Raw genomic sequence first — 20770 nt, forward strand, 5'->3', positions numbered from 1 at the left:
TTACGGGCCCGTAAGGGTCGTCCTGAAGTCGACCCCTGGGGGTTCTCCCGGACCTGTCCCGCGGGGTTGGGCCGAACTATTGACGTAGCCGCCGGTCATTGTCACATTCATCAGTGTCAAGTTACGAGCGCGTACAGCGATGGACCGGACAGGGGCCCGGCGGGATCGGGCCGGACACGGGACGGACGGTGGCATGACCTCAGCAGTTGCAGGCGAACTCTCCGCGGAGCTGCGGGGGTTCAGGGAAGTGCAGACCCTCGCGTACGCATGCGCGGAAGCGGTCGCCGCCCAGCTCAAGCCGGGTGTGACGGAGCGCGAGGCAGCGCGGATGCAGCGCGACTGGCTGCGCGAGCGCGGTGTGCGCGACTGGTTCCACCTGCCCTTCGCCTGGTTCGGGGACCGCACGGCGTTCGTGAACTTCCGGATCCCCCTGCAGTTCTTCCCGACCAACAGGAAGCTGGAGCCGGGGATGCCCTTCATCCTCGACATGGCCCCGGTCTACAAGGGGTTCACCGCCGACATCGGCTACTCGGGCTGCCTGGGCCTCCATCCCGTGCACGACAAGCTCCTCGCCGATCTGGAGGCGCACCGCGAGCTGATCCTGCGCGAGGTGCGCGAGCGCCGCCCGCTGCGCGAGATATACGAGGACGTGGACCGCCTCATGGTCCGCCAGGGCTACGCCAACCGCCATCGCGCCTACCCCTTCGGCGTCATCGCGCACAAGGTCGACCGGGTCAAGGAGCGGCGCCTGACGCCGCACCTCTTCGGGTTCGGCACGCAGTCGCTGAAGGGCCTGGCGAGCGACGCGATCCACGGCCACCGGGACGGCTGGTCCCCGCTGTGGTCCCCCTACAAGTTCTCCGACCACCCTCCCCGGCAGGGGCTCTGGGCGGTCGAGCCGCACCTCGGATTCCGGGGTACGGGCGCGAAGTTCGAGGAGATCCTGGTCGTCACCGACTCCAAGGACCCCGAACAGAGCGCGTTCTGGCTGGACGACGACCTGCCGCACGTGCGGCGCTGGGCTGAGGAAAGGGCCGCCGCATGACGACCGCAGACATCCACAAGAGCACCGGCGGCGTCTGGAAGGACGCACGCGAGCGCTGGGTGCGCACGGGCGGCGTCGAGCTGTGCGTCGCCGAGCTGGGCGACGCGGAGCTGGGCGACGCGGAGCGGCCCACGGTCCTGCTCGTGCACGGCTATCCGGACTCCAAGGAGGTGTGGACCGAGGTCGCCGAGCGCCTCGCGGACCAGTTCCACGTCGTCCTCTACGACGTGCGGGGCCACGGCAGGTCCACGGCTCCGCGGCCGCTGCGCGGCGGCTTCACGCTGGAGAAGCTGACCGACGACTTCCTGGCGGTCGTCGACGCGGTCAGCCCGGACAGGCCGGTGCACGTGGTCGGGCACGACTGGGGCTCGGTGCAGTCCTGGGAGTTCGTCACGGTCACGCGCACGGAGGGGCGCATCGCGTCCTTCACCTCCATGTCGGGCCCCTCGCTCGACCACTTCGGGCACTGGATCAAGAAGCGGATGACCCGGCCGACGCCGCGCAAGGTCGGTCAACTCCTCGGCCAGGGCGCCAAGTCCTGGTACGTGTACATGCTGCACACCCCCGTACTCCCCGAGCTCGCCTGGCGCGGCCCGCTCGGCAAGCGGTGGCCGAAGATCCTGGAGCGCGTCGAGAAGGTGCCCTCCGGCGACTACCCGACGTCCTCGCTGCCCCAGGACGCCGCGCACGGCGCCTGGCTCTACCGGGACAACGTCCGCGCGCGGCTGCGCAGGCCGCGTGCCGACGCCTACGCGCACGCGCCCGTGCAGCTCATCACGCCCTCCGGAGACATCTTCCTGTCCGAGCGGCTCTACGACGAGCTGGAACTGTGGGCCCCGCAGCTGATCCGCCGCACGCTGCCCGCCAAGCACTGGGTCCCGCGCACCCGCCCCGACCAACTGGCCGCCTGGATCGGCGACTTCGTCACGGCCAACGAGGACGGCCTGCCCGCCAAGAACAGCGTGGCCACGGGGAAGCACGCCGACCGGTTCGGCGGACAGCTCGTCCTGGTCACCGGCGCGGGCAGCGGCATCGGGCGGGCCACCGCGTTCGCCTTCGCCGAGGCGGGCGCGCGCGTGGTCGCCGTCGACCGGGACGCGGAGAGCGCGGCCCGCACGGCGGAGATGTCCCGTCTGATAGGCGCCCCCGCGGCCTGGGGCGAGACGGTCGACGTCACCGACGAGCAGGCCATGGAGAAGCTCGCCGAGAAGGTCGCCACGGAGTACGGCGTGGTGGACGTCCTGGTGAACAACGCGGGCATCGGCCTCTCCGGCTCCTTCCTCGACACCAGTGCCGAGGACTGGAAGAAGGTCCTGGACGTCAATCTGTGGGGCGTCATCCACGGCTGTCGGCTCTTCGGCAAGCAGATGGCCGAGCGCGGCCAGGGCGGCCACATCGTCAACACCGCGTCGGCTGCGGCCTATCAGCCCTCCAAGGTGCTGCCCGCCTACAGCACCTCCAAGGCGGCCGTCCTGATGCTGAGCGAGTGCCTGCGCGCCGAGCTCGCGGACCAGGGCATCGGCGTCTCCGCGATCTGCCCCGGCCTCGTGAACACGAACATCACGGCGACGTCCCGCTTCGTCGGGGTCGACGCCGAGGAGGAGAAGCGCCGCCAGAAGAGGACCTCCCGGATCTACGGACTGCGCAACTACCCGCCGGAGAAGGTCGCCGACGCCGTCCTGCGCGCCGTCGTGAAGAACCAGGCGGTGGTCCCTGTCACCCCCGAGGCCCGCGGCGCCCACCTCATGTCCCGCTTCACTCCCAAGGCCCTGCGCGCGATAGCCCGATTGGAGCCGCCGTTGTGAGCACGGAGAAGAACGCCGACACGCACGCCGAGGAGCACTACAGGATCCTTCCGCGCCGGGTCTCGTTCGACTGGGACGAGACGCCGCTGCACTGGATACCGGACGAGCCGACCGCCACCCACGTCATCAACGTCCTGCATCTGCTGCTTCCCGCGGGGGAGCGGTGGTTCGTGAAGGTCTTCAAGGAGGGCCTTCCGCTGGTCACCGACCCGGCGCTCCTGAAGGACGTCAAGGGCTTCATGGGCCAGGAGGCCACGCACAGCGTGCAGCACGCGCACGTGCTCGACCACCTGGCCGCGCAGCGCCTGGACACCGCGGCGTTCACGAAGTACGTGGACTTCCTCTTCGAGAAGCTCCTCGGCGAGCAGCCGCCGTGGGGAGCGCCGATCCCCACGCAGGAGTGGCTGCGCTTCCGTCTCTCCGTCATCGCCGCGATCGAACAGTTCACCGCGGTCCTGGGGAACTGGGTGCTGCACGCCGAGGGCCTGGACCGCGCCGGAGCCGACGCGGTCATGCTCGACCTGCTGCGCTGGCACGGCGCGGAGGAGGTCGAACACCGCGCGGTCGCCTTCGACATGTACCAGCACTGCGGCGGCACGGGCCCTTCCCGGTACGCCCGCAGGATCGCGGGCATGGCGGTCACGGCGCCCGTGATGCTGTACCTGTGGGTCTGGGGCACCGCCTATCTGATCCGTCACGATCCCCAACTCGCGGGGCGTGCGCGGTACTCACTGGCCGAGCACAACAAGGCGGTCGGCAAGGGCCTGCTGCCCACCTGGCGCGAGCTCGGCACGGCCGTACCCCGCTACCTGCGGCGGTCGTACCATCCCTCGCAGGAAGGCTCGCTGCGCAAGGCCGTCGAGTATCTGGCGCAGTCACCCGCGGCACGTGCCGCGGCCGCGGCGGTGGGCCGGGCGGCCATCGCCTAGCACGAGGCAACACGGAGGGCGGGGAGCGTGGAGTACACCGAGCCCACGGAGCGGTTCCGGCTGGAGTACCGGATCGAGGACCTGGCGCACCACAGCGGCGCCACGGTCCGCACGATCCGCGCCTACCAGGACCGCGGGCTGCTCCCCCGCCCGGAGCGCCGCGGCCGGTCCAACGTGTACGGGGACGCGCACCTGGCGCGGCTGCGGCAGATCGCCGACCTGCTCGACCGTGGCTACACCCTGGCCTCCATCAAGGAGCTCCTGGAGGCCTGGGACGCGGGCCGGGGGCTCGGCGGCGTCCTCGGTCTCGCCGCCGAGGTCGACGGCCCCTGGACTGACGAGAAGGCCGACCGGATCACCCGCGCCGAGCTCGACGCGGCCTTCGGCGGCACTCCGGACGAGGCGGCCGTCGCGGACGCCATCGCGCTCGGTGTCCTCGAACCCGTGCAGGGAAGCGACGACGAATTCCTCGTGCCGAGCCCTCAGGAGCTGGCGGTGGCCGTCGAGTTGTACGCGGCGGGAGTTCCCCTTTCCGCGATCTCGGGGCATTTGCGGGAGTTGAGGGGGCAGGTCGAGCACATCGCCTCCCGTTTCCTCGAGTTCACCACCGAGCACGTCTTCGCGCGTTATCTCGGCCATCACCCGCCGACAGAGGCGGACGCGGCCGAGGCGGCCGCTCTCGTACGGCGACTGCGGCCCCTGGCCCAGCAGACAGTCGATGCCGAACTGGCGCGCGCCATGCGTCTGTTCGCCACCCTGCATCTGCGGCGCCACCTCGACCCCGAGCGTCCGCCCGAGTACGCGGATCTGCCGCAGAACGTGGCCCTGCCGGCCGCCACAATGCGGGCTGTTCAGGCATTGGTTGGCGAGGAGAACACCCCGGCGTTCATCTCAGCGGCCGCCGAACGGGAGGTCCAGGCCAGGACATTGGACGCACTTGCGGCAAATCACCGAGAACAGAAGTAAGTTGGCCAAATGCCGCCTATCGTCTGTGAGTTGTCCACAGAATCGCCAAGTAGCCTGTGGATAACTGGACTTGGCTGTGGATCAAACCTGTGGACTGAAATTGCCGGATGAAAAGTGGGCGATCGAAAAGGAACGGAAGGTTAGCCGCGCTTTCCCGGCCCCTACCGAGCGGGCATGATCGGCCGCATGGAGCATCTGCACAGCACCGAGGCCGCCCTCAACGCCCTGCGCGAACTCGCCCGTGAGTACGACAGGGAGATCGAGGTCACGCACGACATCGGCGCCGACCAGACCTCGCGCCGCGGTGCCGCGGGCATCGGCGTGACCGCCGACCCCGACGGTTCGCTGCCCCACGAGGCGTACGTGGAGTTCACCGGATCACCCCGGATCTCGGTGCGGCTCTACCCCGGCGACGGCTCCGGGGACGGCTCGGGCGAGGGCTCGGGGGACGACGCCGACGCGCTGATCACCGTGGAGCACGTCGCGTGCCACGACATCCCGCGCGACTCCGTGCCCGCCTTCGTCCGGTCTGTCCTCTCCGGCCTCGCGCACGTCAAGGGCAGGCGCTTCCCGCCCGGCTACTACTTCATCGTGCCGCTGCCCGGCGACGAGACGTACAAGGAGTTCATCCCGATGGTCACCCTGACACCGTGGCTCAGCGCCAGGGTCCGCTGAGCGGGCACGCCACCGGCGGACTTACGCTCGGACACATGAACCTGCGCCTGAGCACCGTGATCCTTCCCGTACTCCGCTGGCACGAGGGCGGCAGGGAACGCTGGCAGCGCGCGGAAGAGCTCGGTTTCCACACCGCGTACACCTATGACCACCTCTCCTGGCGCACCTTCCGCGACGGGCCCTGGTTCGGCGCGGTCCCGACGCTGACCGCCGCCGCGGCCGCCACCGAGCGGCTCCGCCTCGGCACGCTCGTCACCTCGCCCAACTTCCGGCACCCGGTGACGCTCGCCAAGGAACTGATCACGCTCGACGACGTCTCGAACGGCCGGATCACCCTCGGCATCGGCGCGGGCGGCAACGGCTTCGACGCCACGGCGCTGCGCCCGAGCGGCGAGGAGCCCTGGACCCCGCGCGAGCGGGCCGACCGCTTCGGCGAGTTCCTGCCGCTCCTCGACCGCCTGCTCTGTGAGGACGTCGTCTCCCACGACGGCACGCACTACTCGGCGAGCGAGGTGCGCAACATCCCCGGCTGCGTCCAGCGCCCCCGGCTGCCCTTCGCGGTGGCCGCCACGGGACCGCGCGGACTGCGGCTCGCCGCCCGCCACGGACAGGCGTGGGTGACCACGGGCGACCCGAAGCTCTTCGAGAACGGCACTCCGGAGCAGTCACTTCAAGCCATCCGTGGACAGGCCGACAAGCTCGCCGCGGCCTGCGACGAGATCGGCCGCGACGTCGCCGAACTCGACAAGGTCCTGCTCACCGGCTTCACCCCGGACAGCCCGCTCGACTCCTTCGACGCCTTCGTCGACTTCGCGGGCCGCCACGCCGAGCTGGGGTTCAACGAGATCGTCATCCACTGGCCGCTGCCCGGCACGTACTTCGGGGCGGACGAGAAGGTGTTCGAGCGGATCGCCATGGAGGCGCCCGCCCAGGTGTCGGGCGGCGCCACAGCGGCCTGACCGCACTCACCTGTGCGCCCCAGCGCACGACCGTGCACAGAGGTACGGGACAATCCGTGGCGTGACCTCAGCTACCCCTCGGCCCCAGCCCCCGGCCGCCACCGCCCCGGACGCCTTCGCCCCGTCCGGTCCGCGGCCGCGGCCCCGGATGATCGCCACGGACCTGGACGGCACGCTGCTGCGCGACGACAAGTCGGTCTCCGACCGCACCGTCGCCGCGCTCGCGGCCGCCGAGGAGGCCGGGATCGAGGTGTTCTTCGTGACCGGCCGCCCGGCCCGCTGGATGAACGTGGTCAGCGACCACGTCCACGGTCACGGCCTCGCCATCTGCGGAAACGGCGCCGCGGTCGTCGATCTGCACGGCGGCCCCGGCGCGCACCGCTTCGTGAAGCTGCGCGAACTGGAGCGGGAGACCGCCCTCGACGTGGTGCGGCGGCTGCGGGCCGCGGCACCCGGCACGTCCTTCGCGATCGAGCGGACCGGCGGGCTCCACCACGAGGAGACATACCCCCCGCTGCACATGGAGCCCGGCGAGAGCGTCGCGCCCGCCGAGAAGCTGCTCGCGGCGGACCCGGACGACTCCGCCGTCGCGGACCAGCCCGTCCTGAAGGTCCTCGCGCACCACCCGGAGCTCGCGCCCGACGAGTTCCTGGTCGTCGCCCGCGCGGCCATCGGCGACCGCGCCACGGTCACCCGTTCGAGCCCGAGCGCCCTCCTGGAGATCAGCGGCCCCGGCGTCTCCAAGGCCAGCACCCTGGAGCTGTGCTGCGCGGAGCGCGGCATCACGCCCGAGGAAGTCGTCGCCTTCGGAGACATGCCGAACGACATCGAGATGCTCACCTGGGCGGGCACGTCGTACGCGATGGGCAACGCCCACCCGGACGTCGTCGCCGCCGCGTCGGGACGCACCGTCGCCAACAACGAGGACGGCGTCGCGGTCGTCATCGAGCAGATCCTCGCGGACCGGCGGCACGGCTAGGTCCTGGTGGACCGGCTGGACACCGGAGGCACGGCTAGATCCTGACGCCCCGCTCGGCCAGCCACGCGCGCGGGTCCACGCCCGAGCCCAGATAGGGCGTGAGCCGCGTCTCGAAGTGCAGGTGCGGCCCCGTCGAGTTGCCGGTCGTGCCCGTCTGCCCGATCCACTGCCCGGGGCGCACCCGGTCCCCCTGGTCGACGCCGACGGCCGCGAGGTGGGCGTACTGCGTGAAGTAGCCGCCCTTGTGCCGCACCACGATCTCGATCCCGAAGCCCCCGCCGCACGACACGCTCTCCACCCGGCCCGCGCCGACCGCCCGCACGGGCGTGCCGATGCCGACCGCGAAGTCCTGCCCCGTGTGCCGGTGCGCCCAGCGCTCGCCCGCGCTGTCGAAGCCCGCGGAGAGCTCGTACGTCTCCACGGGCGTCACCCACGCGCGCGTGGGACGTGTCGCGGGCTGCTCCATGCGTACGGCGCCCCGGCACTTGCCCGCGGTGACGGACCGGTCGGCCTCGCCCTGGAGGGTCCAGCGCGCCGACTCCAGCTTGGCCTCGATGCCGCGCTTCAGCCGCGCGAGGCGTACGTTGCGCCGGTCCAGGGAGCGCTTGGCGCGGTCCGCCCTGCGCTTGGCGACCGCGAGCCTCGCCGCGGCCCGCCGGGTCTTGGCGACGGCGCTGTTCACGGCGAGATCCGCCTGCAACAGGGCCTGCTTGCCGCGCATCAGGTCGTCGGGGCTGTCGGCGAGGAGCAGTTGGGCGGTGTAGGGCAGGCCGCCGCCGGAGCGGTACTGGGCGCGGGCCATCCGGCCCAGATCGCCGTGGAGCACGGCCACGTCGTGCCGCTCGTCGGCGAGGAGCCGGTCCAGTCTCCGGATCCTCGCCCGTTGCAGACCGGCTGTCCGACGGCCCTCTTCGTAGCGGGCGGTCGCGGCGGACGCCTCTTCGTAGAGGCGTGCCACCTCGGCGCTCGTGCTCGGGCCCTCGGACGCGGCGGCGGGCGTCGTGAGGCCCAGCAGCGCGCACAGCAGCACCGACACGCTGAGGAGCGGGTGCGGACGGCGGTGGCGGCTCGGGGGGCTCAAGGGCATGTCAGGGATCGTTGCCCGCCCTGGCGGCATGGTTCCTGCGCGACTCGTGCACTCGGGGGGCACGGTGCCCCGTACGGCCCACGCGCATACCGCCGAACAGGCTCCACTCGGCACTACGGAGAGGCGCGACTCAGTAAGGCGCCTGCCACACCACCGTCGTGCCGCCGCCGTCCTCGCCGATGCCGGGCCCGTACCAACTGTCGCCGCCCAGCGACTCCGCCCGCCTCTTGAGGTTCTTCAGGCCGCTGCGCCGGCCGCCCTCCGCGATGCCCACGCCGTCGTCGGCGACGGTCAGGCGCACCCCCTGCTGCCCGTCGGGGAGGATCACCGAGGAGTCGACGACGACGTCGATGCGGGCGGCCCGCGCGTGCCGGAACGCGTTGGACAGCGCCTCCCGCAGGGCCGCGATGAGGTTCTTGCCCGCGAGCTCGCCGACCACGGTGTCGACGGGCCCCACGAAGTGGTGCGAGGGCTTGAAGCCGAGCGGCACCGCGGCCATGTTGATCTCGCGGAGCACCCGCGTACGCAGCCCGGACGGGGCCTCGGCAGGGCCCTGCTGGAGGGCGAAGATCGCCGTACGGATCTCCTGGATCGTCACGTCCAGCTCGTCGACGGCCTTGCCGACGCCGACCTGCACCTCCGGCACCACGGACCTGCGCTGGGCGCTCTCCAGCATCATGCCGGTGGCGAAGAGCCGCTGGATGACGAGGTCGTGCAGGTCCCTGGCGATCCGGTCCCGGTCCTCGTAGACCGCGAGCCGCTCCCTGTCGCGCTGCGCGTCGGCCATCATCAGGGCGAGCGCGGCCTGCGAGGCGAACTGCGCGGCGAGCGTCCGCTCGGCCTCGCTGAACGGACGTCCCCCACGCGCGCGTGGCGTCACGAGCGTCCCGAGCACCCGGCCGTCGCTCTGCAACGGCAGCATCATGACGGGTCCGTAGTGGCGCGCCAGGTCGGTCATCACGCGCGGGTCGGTCGCCGCGTCGTCGATGAAGACGGCCTGCCCTTCGAGCAGTTGGCTGACGATGCGGCTCTCCGGAGGGACGATCACGCCCAGCGCCCCGCCGGGATCGTCCGAGGAGACGGCGACGATCTCCATGCCGCCCTCCTCGTCGGGCAGCAGCACGATCCCCGCGGCCGAGTCCGCCAGGTGCCTCGCCTGCTCGGCGACGACAGCCAATGCCTCCTCGGCGTCGCTGCCGGAGAGCAGGGCCGTGGTGACCGCCACGGAGCCGTCGATCCAGCGCTCCCGCTGCTTGGCGGCTTCGTAGAGGCGTGCGTTTCCGATGGCGATGCCCGCCTCCGTCGCGAGTACGCGGACCATGTGCACGTCGTAGTCGTTGAATTCCGCCCCGCCGCGCTTCTCGGTCAGATAGAGGTTGCCGAAGATCTCGCCCTGGACCCGGATGGGAACGCCGAGGAAGGACCGCATCGGCGGATGGTGGGGCGGGAAGCCGCAGGAGCGCGGGTCGGCGGAGAGATCGGCGAGGCGCAGCGTCGTGGGCTGGTGGATGAGGGCGCCGAGCAGTCCCTTGTGGCCGTCGGGCAGCCGCCCGATCCGCTCGGCCGTCTCGGGATCGATGCCGAAGTAGACGAAGTCGGAGAGCCCTTCGCCGTCTTCGGAGACGACGCCGATCGCCGCGTAGTGGGCGTCGGCCAGCTCGGCGGCGGTCTCGCAGATGCGGTCCAGGGTGGTGTGGAGTTCGAGGCCCGTGCCGACCGACCGCATGGCTTCGAGCAGCTGCGGCACCCGTGAGGTCAGCTCGGGCGAGAGCCCTTGCAGGCTGCGGGTGGCCCGCGCCGCTGCCTCCGCCGAGTCCGGTGTGCCGTCGGGGAACGGTGAGTCGGCGGAGGCCGCTGGTGCTGACATGTCTTTGAGCCTAGTAAGTCCTATTTGCAGGGGAAAGTCGAGGCCCTTGTCTCCAGCCCACCGGCACGCCTCCTCCAGCCCGCTAGCGCGCCCCCGCCGTCAGCAGGTCCGCCGCCCGCTCCAGCTCCAGCATCCGCCGCAGCGGCCCGTCGAGCGCGGCCAGCTCGGCGTACGCGCCGCGCTGCGCGACCCGGCCCGCGTCGAGGACGAGCACCTCGTCCACCGCGTCGAGCCCGGCGAGCCGGTGCGTGATCAGCAGCGTCGTACGGCCCTCGGTCGCGGCGAGGAGGTCGGCGGTGAGCGCGTCGGCGGTCGGCAGGTCCAGGTGCTCGGCGGGCTCGTCGAGGATGAGTACCGGGAAGTCCGCGAGCAGCGCGCGGGCCAGGGCGAGACGCTGACGCTGTCCTCCGGAGAGGCGCGCCCCGTGCTCCCCGACGAGCGTGTCGATGCCGTCGGGCAGCGAGTCGGCCCAGTCGTCCAGGCGCGCGCGGACCAGGGCGTCGCGGAGCTCCGCGTCGGTGGCGTCCCGCTTCGCGAGCAGCAGGTTCTCGCGCACCGAGCTGTCGAAGATGTGCGCGTCCTGCGCGCACAGACCGACGAGCCCGCGCACGGTGTCGCCGTCCAGCGCGGCCGCGTCCGTGCCGCCGAGCGTGTACGTCCCTTCGTAGGACCCGAGGAACCGCAGCAGCACCTGGGCGAGCGTCGTCTTGCCGGACCCCGAGGGCCCGACCACGGCGATCCGCCGCCCCCGCTCCAGCGTGAGGTCCACGCCCGCGAGCGCGGGCGCGTCCGCGTCCTGGCCCTCGTAGCGGGCGCGCAGTCCCTCGACCCGCAGCGGGAAGGGCGTCGAGGGCGCCTGTACGGGCTCGGCGGGCTCGGGGACGGGCACGGGAGCGTCGAGGACCTCGTAGACGCGCTCAGCGCTCTTCCTGACCCGCTGGCGGTACTGCACGGCGAGCGGCAGACCCGCCACCGCCTCGAAGGCGGCGAGCGGCGTGAGGACGACGACGGCCAGGGTGATGCCGCCGAGCCGTCCGTCGTGCACGGCCTGCACGCCGACCAGCGCGGCCGCGGCGACCGTGAGGCCGGTGACGAGGGCGCCGAGGCCGTCGCCGAGTGCCGTCGCGGTGGCGCCCCTGGAGGCGATCCGGGTCAGCGCGGCGTCGGACTCCCGCGCCTTGGCCGTACGCCGCGCCAGCGCACCGGCGACGGTCAGCTCGGCGGTGCCGGTGAGCAGGTCGGCCACGCGGGTGGCCAGCGCCCCGCGCGCGGGGGCCAGGCGCCGCTCCGCGCGCCGGGCCACGGCGCCGCTCACCAGCGGCACGCCGACGCCCGCGAGGAGCAGGCCCGCGGCGAGCACGGCGCCCGCCTCGGGCAGCAGCCAGGCGGTGAAGCCGACGGCACCCGCGCTCACGACGGCCGCGGCGGACGCGGGCAGCAGCCAGCGCAGCCAGTAGTCCTGCAGCGCGTCCACGTCGGCCACCAGGCGGGAGAGGAGGTCGCCGCGCCGGGTGCCCCGCAGGCCGGCGGGGGCGAGCCGTTCCAGGCGCCGGTAGACGGCGACGCGGGTGTCGGCGAGCATCCGCAGCACGGCGTCGTGCGACACGAGGCGCTCGGCGTACCGGAAGACGGCACGGCCGATGCCGAAGGCGCGGGTCGCCGTCACGGCGATCATCAGGTACATCACGGGCGGCTGTTCCGACGCCCTGGAGATCAGCCACCCTGAGGTGGCCATGAGCCCCACGGCACTGCCGAGCGCGAGGGCCCCGAGCAACAGGGCCAGCGCCAACTGCCCCCGCCGGGCCCGCGCGGCATGCCGCACCCGGGCGAGCACCCGCCCTCCGGGAGCAGCGGTCTCCGACTCACCGGGCTGAGCGGCAAGGTCGTCGCCGTTGTGGGCAATCGTGCCGCTGGGCGAGTGGGGCCTCCCCTGCTCGAGCGAAGCCGAGAGCTTGGGGAAGGGTGGGCACAACCCCCGGCTCCGAGCATCGCTCACGGGGACATCGAGTCGCACAACCCGCCCGGCGACAGCCAAAAGCGCAGGCCGATGCACAACGAGCAGCACAGTCCGCCCGACAGCAAGCCGCCGAACCGCCTCGACCACTTCCGCCTCGGTCCCACCGTCAAGCGCGGCCGTCGGCTCGTCGAGCAGCACCACGGGCCGGTCCGCGAGGAAGGCCCGCGCGAGGGCGAGCCGTTGCCGCTGCCCCGCGGAGAGCCCGGCGCCGTCCTCACCGAGCACGGTGTCGGCCCCGCCGGGCAGAGCATCGACGAAGGACAGCGCCCCTGCCGAGCGCAGCGCATCGCGCACCTGCGCGTCGGTCGCCTCCGGCCGCGCGAGCCGTACGTTCTCCGCGATGGTCCCGGCGAACAGGTGCGGCCGCTGCGGCACCCAGGCGATGCGCTCCCGCCACCGCTCCAAGGAGACGTCGGCCAGGTCGACGTCCCCGATGCGGACCCGTCCGCGATCAGGTCGTACGAAGCCCAACAGCACGTTCAAAAGGGTCGACTTGCCCACGCCGCTGGGCCCCACGAGCGCCACCGTCTCGCCGGATCCGACCTCGAAGGAGACGTCCGACACGGCGTCCGTCGACCGGCCCGGGTAGCGGACGGTCACGCCCTCGAAGGCGATGGCGCCGGTGGGCGCGGGCCCCGTACCGGCGGTGGGCGCCGGGGTCTCCAGGACCTCGAAAATCTCCTCGGCGGCCGAGAGCCCCTCCGCCGCCGCGTGGTACTGCGCACCGACCTGGCGCAGCGGCAGATACGCCTCGGGCGCGAGGACGAGGACCACGAGACCGTCGTAGAGGTCCATCTCGCCGTGCACGAGCCGCATGCCGATGGTGACCGCGACCAGGGCGACCGAGATCGTGGCGAGCAGTTCCAGGGCGAACGACGAGAGGAAGGCGATGCGCAGCGTCCGCATCGTGGCCTGCCGGTACTCGCCGGTGATCTTGCGGATGGACTCGGCCTGCGCCTTGGCGCGGCCGAACACCTTCAGGGTGGGCAGCCCCGCCACCACGTCCAGGAAGTGCCCCGAAAGGCGGGAGAGGAGCCGCCATTGACGGTCCATCCGGTTCTGCGTGGCCCAGCCGATCAGAATCATGAAGACCGGGATCAGCGGCAGCGTCACGACGATGATCGCCGCCGACACCCAGTCCTCGGTGACGATGCGGGCGAGCACCGCCACCGGAACCACCACCGCGAGACCCAGCTGCGGCAGATAGCGCGAGAAGTAGTCGTCGAGCGCGTCCACTCCCCGCGTCGCGAGCGAGATCAGCGACCCCGTCCGCTGCCCGGTCAGCCATCCGGGACCGAGCTCCCCCGCCCGCTCCAGCAACCGTCCCCGCAGCTCCGACTTGACCGCCGCGCTCGCCCGGTGTGCGGCGAGCTCGGTCAGCCAGGAGACCAGCCCCCGTCCGACGGCGACCACGGCGAGCAGCACCATAGGAGTGCTCAGGTCGCCTACGGAGTGGCCCTTTTGGAACGCGCCCACCACGATCTCGGCGATGAGCATCGCCTGCCCGATGACCAGGCCCGCTCCGACGAGCCCCAGAACCACCACCGCCACCAGGAAGAAGCGAGTGGCGCGGGCGTAGCGAAGCAGACGCGGGTCGATCGGTTTCACGTGAAACACACCCTCCGAGAAACCAGCAGGAACATCGGGAGCTCGGCCAGGAACATCAGGAGCTCAGTACAGACTCAGTGCGCGGCGTCGGCGATGTGCTGCGTGCCGATCCGCTTGCGGAACACCCAGTACGTCCACGACTGGTAGAGCAGCACCACGGGGGTCGCGACGCCTGCGCACCAGGTCATGATCTTCAGGGTGTACGGGCTGGACGAGGCGTTGGTGACCGTGAGGCTCCACTCCGCGTTCAGCGACGACGGCATGACGTTCGGGAAGAGCGTCAGGAAGAGCATCGCCACGGCCGCCGCGATGGTGATCCCCGACAGCGCGAACGACCAGCCCTCGCGCCCGATCCTGATCGCCGCGATGGCTCCGACCAGCGCGAGCACCGCCACGATCATCGCGATCAGGCTCTTGCCGTCGCCCTTGTCCGCCTGGGTCCAGATCAGGAACCCGAGCGCGAGGACGGCCGTGACGAGACCCAGGCCGAGCGCCATCTTCCGTGCCCGCACCCGGATGTCGCCCACCGTCTTGAGCGAGGCGAAGACCGCGCCGTGGAAGGTGAACAGCGTCAGGGTGACGAGCCCGCCGAGGATCGCGTACGGGTTGAGCAGGTCCCAGAAGTTGCCCACGTACTCCTTGTGGGCGTCGATCTTCACGCCGCGCACGATGTTGCCGAAGGCCACGCCCCACAGCAGCGCGGGGATCAGCGAGGTCCAGAAGATCGCGTGTTCCCAGTTGGTCTGCCAGCGCTCCTCGGGCCGCTTGGCCCGGTACTCGAAGGCCACACCGCGCACGATCAGGCAGATCAGGATGATCAGCAGCGGCAGATAGAACCCGGAGAAGAGCGTGGCGTACCACTCGGGGAAGGCGGCGAAGGTCGCGCCGCCCGCCGTGAGCAGCCACACCTCGTTGCCGTCCCAGACGGGACCGATGGTGTTGATGAGGACCCGCTTCTCGACCCGGTTCCGGGCGAGCAGCTTGGTCAGTACGCCGATCCCGAAATCGAAGCCCTCCAGGAAGAAGTAGCCGATCCACAGGACGGCGATCAGTACGAACCAGACGTCGTGAAGTTCCATGTCCTGGTCGCTCCTTCCTTCAGTACGAGAAGGCCATGGGCCGGTCGGCGTCGTCATCGGAGTCGGAGTCGGAGCCCTTGCCCGAGCCCGGTCCGCCGATCTTGGTGGGCGGGTTGAGGTCCGCCTCGGTCAGCTCGGGCGGCCCCTTCTTGATGTACTTGAGCAGGAGCTTCACCTCGATCACGGCGAGGATCGCGTAGATGAGCGTGAACCCGATCAGCGAGGTGAGCACCTCGCCCTGCGAGACCCCCGGCGAGACCGCGTCCTCGGTGCGGAGCACCCCGTAGACCACCCAGGGCTGGCGGCCCGTCTCGGTGAAGATCCAGCCCCAGGCCGTACCGATGAGGGGGAAGATCAGCGTCCACTGGGAGAGCCGCCACCACCACGTGCCGAGCTTGGGCGTCAGCTCACGCTTCTTGGTGAGCATCAGCTTGGGCACGTCGTCCGCGCCGGTGCGGTGCTCCGGAGCGAGCCAGAACTTCTTCCGCGTCAGCCAGAGACCGGCGGTGCACAGGGCCATCGAGACGCCGCCGAAGCCGATCATCCAGCGGTACGACCAGTAGGCGGTGGGGATGTTGGGCCGGTAGTCGCCGGGCCCGAACTTCTCCTGCGCCTCCTTGTTGAGGTCGTTGATGCCGGGGATCTCGGCGTTGAAGTTGTTCTTGGCGAGGAAGGACAGTATTCCGGGGATCTCGATGGCGACGTCGTTGTGGCCCTTGGAGACGTCGCCGTAGGCGAAGAGCGAGAACGGCGCGGGCTTCTCGGTCTCCCACAGCGCCTCGGCCGCCGACATCTTCATCGGCTGCTGCTCGTACATGACCTTGCCGAGGGTGTCGGCGCTGATCACGGTGAGCAGGGTGCCGACGAACGCGGTGACCAGGCCGAGCCGCATCGACATCCGCATGGTGCGGACGTGCTGCTTCTTGCGCAGGTGGAAGATGGCGATGCCGGTCATGAAGGCGCCGCCGACCAGGATGGCCGCCGAGATGACGTGGGCGAAGTTGACGATGGTCGTCTCTTGGAAGAGCACCTTCGCGAAGTCGGTGAGCTCCGCGCGCTTGGTGCCGTCCCGCTCCACGATCTTGTAGCCGACCGGGTGCTGCATGAAGGCGTTGGCGGCGATGATGAAGTACGCCGACAGCACGGTGCCGATGGAGACGATCCAGATCGTCGCGCAGTGCAGCTTCTTCGGGAGCTTGTCCCAGCCGAAGATCCACAGCCCGATGAAGGTCGACTCGAAGAAGAAGGCGATCAGCGCCTCGAAGGCGAGCGGCGCCCCGAAGATGTCACCGACGAAGCGCGAGTAGTCGGACCAGTTCATGCCGAACTGGAACTCCTGAACGATGCCGGTGACGACACCCATCGCGATGTTGATCAGGAACAGCTTTCCCCAGAACTTGGTGGCTCTGAGGTAGTGCTCCTTGCCGGTCCGCACCCACGCCGTCTCGAGGATCGCCGTGAGAGCGGCGAGAGAGATCGTCAGAGGAACGAACAGGAAGTGGTAGACGGTCGTGATGCCGAACTGCCATCGCGCCAGGGTCTCCGGCGCTAGAGCCAGGTCCACTGCGTCTTCTCCTTACTCGCCGTGGTCATAGCGGCAGTTTGCCCCTTTTATCCCACTGATCTCCGGAGGAACCGGGACACGCTTGTGAACGCGTTCACATTCACAAGCATTATGTCGTACTGACTGTCGGCACCCGAAAGGGGGGTCCCCCTTACCGACGGGAACGCGCCATCCCCGTGGCCGGAACGCGGAAGGCCCCGGAGGAGCTCCTCCGGGGCCTTCCCAAGATCACCTCATGGACCGACGGCAGGGCACTCGCCGACGGCCCGACCGCTCACCGACGGCTAGAGCTCCTTGCGGAACGCCTCCGCGGCCTGGAGGAAGATGTCGTTGGCCTCGGTCTCCCCGATCGTGGCCCGCATCCCCTCGCCCGCGAACGGCCGTACGACCACACCGGCCTGCTCGCACGCCGCGGCGAAGTCCGTCGTACGGTCCCCCAGCCGCAGCCACACGAAGTTCGCCTGCGTCTCGGGCACCGTCCAGCCCTGTCCGCGCAGCGCCTCGACCACGCGCGTGCGCTCGGCGACCAACGAGCCGACCCGGCCCATCAGCTCGTCCTCCGCGCGCAGCGAGGCCACCGCCGCGTCCTGGGCGAGTTGGCTCACTCCGAAGGGCACCGCCGTCTTGCGCAGCGCGGCGGCCACGGGCTCGTGGGCGACCGCGAAGCCGACGCGCAGGCCCGCGAGACCGTACGCCTTGGAGAAGGTGCGCAGCACGCAGACGTTGGGGCGGTCGCGGTAGATCTCGATGCCGTCCGGCACCTCGGGGTCGCGGATGAACTCGCGGTACGCCTCGTCGAGCACGACCAGGACGTCGCTCGGCACCCGGTCGAGGAACCGCTCGAGCTCGGCCCTGCGGACCACCGTGCCGGTCGGGTTGTTCGGGTTGCAGACGAAGATCAGGCGGGTCCGCTCGGTGATGGCGTCGGCCATCGCGTCCAGGTCGTGCACCTCGCCGTCGGTCAGCGGGACCCGCACCGACGTCGCGCCGCTGACCTGCGTGATGATCGGGTACGCCTCGAAGGAGCGCCAGGCGTAGATGACCTCGTCGCCGGGGCCCGAGGTGGCCTGGAGCAGCTGCTGCGCGACGCCGACCGACCCGGTGCCGGTGGCGATGTGCGAGACGGGCACCCCGAAGCGGTCGGCCAGCTCGGCCATCAGGCCCGTGCACGCCATGTCGGGGTAGCGGTTGAAGGACCCCGCCGCGGCGAGCGCGCTCTCCATGACACCGGCGAGCGGCGGGTAGGGGTTCTCGTTGGAGGACAGTTTGTACGCCACCGGTCCGTCGGCCGCGGCGGGCTTGCCGGGCTTGTAGGTGGGCACACCCTCCAGCTCGGCGCGCAGCCTCGGGCTCATCTCGCTCACCGCAGTCCTCCTCGTACCGGTACCGGTTCAGTTCGACTACCGGTTCAGTTCGACGTTCGAATACTGCTCACCTTATGAGGATTCCGCGCCGCTGCGAATGGGCTCAGGAGATCCGCTTGTGGACGGCGCGCGGAGAGGGGGAGCGCCCCGCTTTCGTCCACGCGCCGGTGGCTCACTCCGTGGCGCGCATCCCTCGTGAAGGTGAGTTGAGACCTCTTCGAGACCTCGCGCATTTGGCAGGCCCGTGCGCGACGATCAGGTGCAGCTGCCTATTGATCGCGCCAACTCCCTTGCATTCCAAGGTCATTGACCCCTCAGCGCCATGCAGAAACGTGCCTGTCAACGAGTGAATATGCGCCCGCCCTACCCACCCCCATGAGCCCTACTATCGGCTCGCCATGACAGCAGCAGGGAAGCACCAGGTGAGTCGAGCGGAGACCGCCCGCCGGGGCAACCGGCAGAGTCGAGCGGGTATCAGAGACGTGGCCGCCGCAGCCGGTGTCTCCATCACGACTGTCTCCGACGCCCTCAACGGCAAGGGACGGCTGCCCGACGCCACCCGACGCCACGTCCGCGAGGTCGCAGAACGGCTGGGCTATCGCCCGTCCGCCGCGGCCCGCACGCTCCGTACCGGCAAGTCGGGCCTCATCGGCCTGACCGTGACGACATACGGGGATGAACCTTTCACCTTCACCGAGTTCGCGTACTTCGCGGAGATGGCCAGAGCCGCCACCTCCGCCGCGCTCGCCCGTGGTTACGCCTTGGTGATCCTGCCGGCGACCTCGCGCCGCAGCCCGGTCGACGTGTGGTCGAACGTCGCGCTCGACGGCACCGTCGTCGTCGACCCCTCCGACCACGACCCGGTCGTCAGCGAGCTGGTCAGACAGGGCCTGCCGGTGGTCTCCGACGGGCGCCCCGCGGGCTCCCTGCCGGTCACCGCCTGGGTGGACAACGACCACGAGGCCGCGGTCCTGGAGATCCTCGACCACCTCGCGGCCGCCGGGGCACGCCGGATCGGCCTGCTCACCGGCACCACCACGGACACCTACACCCATCTGTCCACGACCGCCTACCTGCGCTGGTGCGAACGCGTCGGCCAGGACCCCGTCTACGAGTCGTACCCCGCCCACGACCCGTGCGCGGGAGCCGTCGCGGCCGACCGGCTGCTCGCCAGACCCGACAGGCCCGACGCCGTCTACGGCCTCTTCGACCCCAACGGCACCGATCTGCTCGCCGCCGCCCGCCGCTACGGCCTGCGCGTCCCCGACGACCTGCTGCTCGTCTGCTGCAGCGAGTCCACCGTGTACGCCACCACGGAACCGCCCATCACCACGCTCTCCCTCAAACCGCGGCGCATCGGCACGGCCGTCGTCCAGCTCCTCATCGACGCCATCGAGGGCCTCGACGCGGGGCGTCCGGTCGAGCAGGTGATACCGACCGAACTGATCGTGCGCACCTCGTCCGAGCGACGTCCACCGCGCACGACGGTCAGCCCGCCCCGCTCTTCCGGCCAGGGCTGACCCCGAGGACGACCGGGCAGAGGTCCCCCCACCAGCGGGGAAACCTCTGCCCAATTCGGGAGAAAACCGCGGTGAACTGGGGTCCAGCATCGATTGACCACCCCTGGTGCACCACACAGCGGTAGCCGCATTCCTATGATGGGCGGACGACACCGCGGGCCGCTGCGACCAAGCAGTCCGATCTCGGTGCAGACGCGGCGCAATGGTGGTGGAGGGGTCGATGACTCAGGGGGCCGGTCAGGGACCCGATGTGCGGACGGCGACGCTGCGCGACTTCCGCGTACCGGCGTACGTCCATGAGACCACCGGGAACCCCCAGGAGAGCGCCCCCGGCGGGGGTGAACCGTCGGACGACGGCTACACCCCCACCCAGCGCGACCTGCCGGTCATCAACCGGGGGGACACCGTCCAGGTGCAGGTGCAGACCATGCCGGAGCCCCCGCAGCCGCGGGCGAGCGACGAGCACGGCCCGCTGTACGTCGTCGGCGACGTGCACGGCTATCTGGAAGAGCTCGTCGCGGCGCTCCAGGAGCAGGGCCTCATCGACGCCGAGGGCAACTGGTCCGCGGGCAACGCGCGGCTCTGGTTCCTCGGCGACTTCACCGACCGCGGGCCCGACGGCATCGGCGTCATCGACCTCGTGATGCGGCTCTCCGCGGAGGCCGCGGCCGCGGGCGGCTACTGCAAGGCGCTCATGGGCAACCACGAGCTGCTCCTGCTCGGCGCCAAGCGCTTCGGGGACACCCCCGTCAACTCCGGCGCGGGCACCGCCACCTTCCAGGCGGCCTGGCTCCTGAACGGCGGCCAGAAGACCGACATGGAGCGCCTGGAGGACCACCACCTCCAGTGGATGGCCCGCCTGGACGCGATGGAGGAGGCCGACGGCCATCTCCTCGTGCACTCCGACACGACCGCCTACCTGGATTACGGTGACTCGATCGAGGCGGTGAACGACACGATCCGCGAGACCCTCACGCGCAACGACGCCGACGAGTGCTGGGACCTCTTCCGCAAGTTCACCAAGCGCTTCGCCTTCCGCGACGAGTCGGGCCCCTCGGCCGTACGCGAACTCCTCGACATGTACGGCGGCACGCGCATCGTGCACGGTCACAGCCCCATCCCCTACCTCCTGGGCGACGTCGGCTCCGAGGACGAGTCGGACGGGGGCGGTCCGGTCATCGAGGGCCCGCACGTCTACGCCGAAGGGCTTGCCATCGCCATGGACGGCGGAGTGACCATGGCCGGAAAGCTACTGGTCCGACAACTCCCCCTGGGTATCTGAGCGTTAGCTGGGCAGGGGCTGCAT

General features: G+C 70.7%; 15 protein-coding genes. 9 read left to right on the forward strand and 6 right to left on the reverse strand.

Translation table 11 applies throughout. From position 1 onward, the window contains the following. Positions 1-193: 193 nt before the first annotated feature. From KY5_RS20245 to KY5_RS20275, 7 genes are all read left to right on the forward strand, one after another. A complete protein-coding gene (locus KY5_RS20245) occupies positions 194-1045 on the forward strand; it encodes a M24 family metallopeptidase (protein WP_098243578.1) in 852 nt (283 codons plus the stop codon). Next, on the forward strand, positions 1042-2850 hold the full coding sequence (locus KY5_RS20250; protein WP_098243579.1) for an SDR family oxidoreductase: 1809 nt from the start codon (positions 1042-1044) through the stop codon (positions 2848-2850). Before KY5_RS20245 ends, KY5_RS20250 begins: the two co-directional genes overlap by 4 nt. Beyond that, on the forward strand, positions 2847-3779 hold the full coding sequence (locus KY5_RS20255) for a metal-dependent hydrolase (protein ID WP_098243580.1): 933 nt from the start codon (positions 2847-2849) through the stop codon (positions 3777-3779). Before KY5_RS20250 ends, KY5_RS20255 begins: the two co-directional genes overlap by 4 nt. A 27-nt stretch (positions 3780-3806) precedes the next feature. Further along, positions 3807-4745: a MerR family transcriptional regulator gene (locus KY5_RS20260; protein ID WP_199843166.1), complete on the forward strand. Its 939-nt coding sequence runs from the start codon at positions 3807-3809 to the stop codon at positions 4743-4745. Positions 4746-4919: 174 nt separating this feature from the next. Beyond that, positions 4920-5420, forward strand: a complete 501-nt coding sequence (locus tag KY5_RS20265; RefSeq protein WP_234362792.1) for a hypothetical protein — start codon at positions 4920-4922, stop codon at positions 5418-5420. Positions 5421-5455: 35 nt separating this feature from the next. Further along, complete coding sequence (locus KY5_RS20270; RefSeq protein WP_098247373.1) at positions 5456-6379, forward strand: LLM class flavin-dependent oxidoreductase; 924 nt, start codon at positions 5456-5458, stop codon at positions 6377-6379. A gap of 61 nt (positions 6380-6440) precedes the next feature. After that, complete coding sequence (locus tag KY5_RS20275; RefSeq protein WP_418952801.1) at positions 6441-7358, forward strand: Cof-type HAD-IIB family hydrolase; 918 nt, start codon at positions 6441-6443, stop codon at positions 7356-7358. Between the two features lie 34 nt (positions 7359-7392). Here KY5_RS20275 and KY5_RS20280 read toward each other — a convergent pair whose 3' ends face one another. From KY5_RS20280 to hisC, 6 genes are all read right to left on the reverse strand, one after another. Then, positions 7393-8445 carry a murein hydrolase activator EnvC family protein gene (locus KY5_RS20280; RefSeq protein WP_098243582.1) on the reverse strand — a complete coding sequence of 351 codons (1053 nt, stop codon included), beginning with the start codon at positions 8443-8445 and terminating at the stop codon, positions 7393-7395. 130 nt (positions 8446-8575) lie between these two features. After that, positions 8576-10312 carry a GAF domain-containing sensor histidine kinase gene (locus KY5_RS20285; RefSeq protein ID WP_098243583.1) on the reverse strand — a complete coding sequence of 579 codons (1737 nt, stop codon included), beginning with the start codon at positions 10310-10312 and terminating at the stop codon, positions 8576-8578. A gap of 82 nt (positions 10313-10394) precedes the next feature. After that, positions 10395-13937, reverse strand: coding sequence for a thiol reductant ABC exporter subunit CydD (gene cydD, locus KY5_RS20290; RefSeq protein WP_098243584.1), 3543 nt, complete (start codon positions 13935-13937; stop codon positions 10395-10397). A gap of 74 nt (positions 13938-14011) precedes the next feature. Continuing rightward, positions 14012-15016 carry a cytochrome d ubiquinol oxidase subunit II gene (gene cydB, locus KY5_RS20295; protein WP_098243585.1) on the reverse strand — a complete coding sequence of 335 codons (1005 nt, stop codon included), beginning with the start codon at positions 15014-15016 and terminating at the stop codon, positions 14012-14014. Between the two features lie 19 nt (positions 15017-15035). Next, on the reverse strand, positions 15036-16580 hold the full coding sequence (locus KY5_RS20300; RefSeq protein ID WP_098243586.1) for a cytochrome ubiquinol oxidase subunit I: 1545 nt from the start codon (positions 16578-16580) through the stop codon (positions 15036-15038). A 284-nt stretch (positions 16581-16864) separates the two neighbouring features. Then, positions 16865-17944, reverse strand: coding sequence for a histidinol-phosphate transaminase (hisC, locus tag KY5_RS20305; RefSeq protein WP_098243587.1), 1080 nt, complete (start codon positions 17942-17944; stop codon positions 16865-16867). Between the two features lie 398 nt (positions 17945-18342). On the opposite strand from hisC, the gene KY5_RS20310 reads away from it, so the two are divergent. Together KY5_RS20310 and KY5_RS20315 are read left to right on the forward strand one after the other, a co-directional pair. After that, on the forward strand, positions 18343-19464 hold the full coding sequence (locus KY5_RS20310) for a LacI family DNA-binding transcriptional regulator (RefSeq protein ID WP_055551272.1): 1122 nt from the start codon (positions 18343-18345) through the stop codon (positions 19462-19464). Between the two features lie 220 nt (positions 19465-19684). Then, complete coding sequence (locus KY5_RS20315) at positions 19685-20746, forward strand: metallophosphoesterase (protein WP_098243588.1); 1062 nt, start codon at positions 19685-19687, stop codon at positions 20744-20746. Positions 20747-20770: the final 24 nt, after the last annotated feature.

This window comes from Streptomyces formicae (assembly GCF_002556545.1).
Lineage (GTDB): Bacteria > Actinomycetota > Actinomycetes > Streptomycetales > Streptomycetaceae > Streptomyces > Streptomyces formicae_A.

Bases quoted from the DNA above. Each gene is read 5' to 3' on its own strand.
- KY5_RS20245 (WP_098243578.1), top strand. From the start codon at position 194: ATGACCTCAGCAGTTGCAGGCGAACTCTCCGCGGAGCTGCGGGGGTTC.
- KY5_RS20250 (WP_098243579.1), top strand. From the start codon at position 1,042: ATGACGACCGCAGACATCCACAAGAGCACCGGCGGCGTCTGGAAGGAC.
- KY5_RS20265 (WP_234362792.1), top strand. From the start codon at position 4,920: ATGATCGGCCGCATGGAGCATCTGCACAGCACCGAGGCCGCCCTCAAC.
- KY5_RS20270 (WP_098247373.1), top strand. From the start codon at position 5,456: ATGAACCTGCGCCTGAGCACCGTGATCCTTCCCGTACTCCGCTGGCAC.
- KY5_RS20280 (WP_098243582.1), bottom strand. From the start codon at position 8,445: ATGCCCTTGAGCCCCCCGAGCCGCCACCGCCGTCCGCACCCGCTCCTC.
- KY5_RS20285 (WP_098243583.1), bottom strand. From the start codon at position 10,312: ATGTCAGCACCAGCGGCCTCCGCCGACTCACCGTTCCCCGACGGCACA.
- cydB (WP_098243585.1), bottom strand. From the start codon at position 15,016: ATGGAACTTCACGACGTCTGGTTCGTACTGATCGCCGTCCTGTGGATC.
- KY5_RS20310 (WP_055551272.1), top strand. From the start codon at position 18,343: ATGACAGCAGCAGGGAAGCACCAGGTGAGTCGAGCGGAGACCGCCCGC.
- KY5_RS20315 (WP_098243588.1), top strand. From the start codon at position 19,685: ATGACTCAGGGGGCCGGTCAGGGACCCGATGTGCGGACGGCGACGCTG.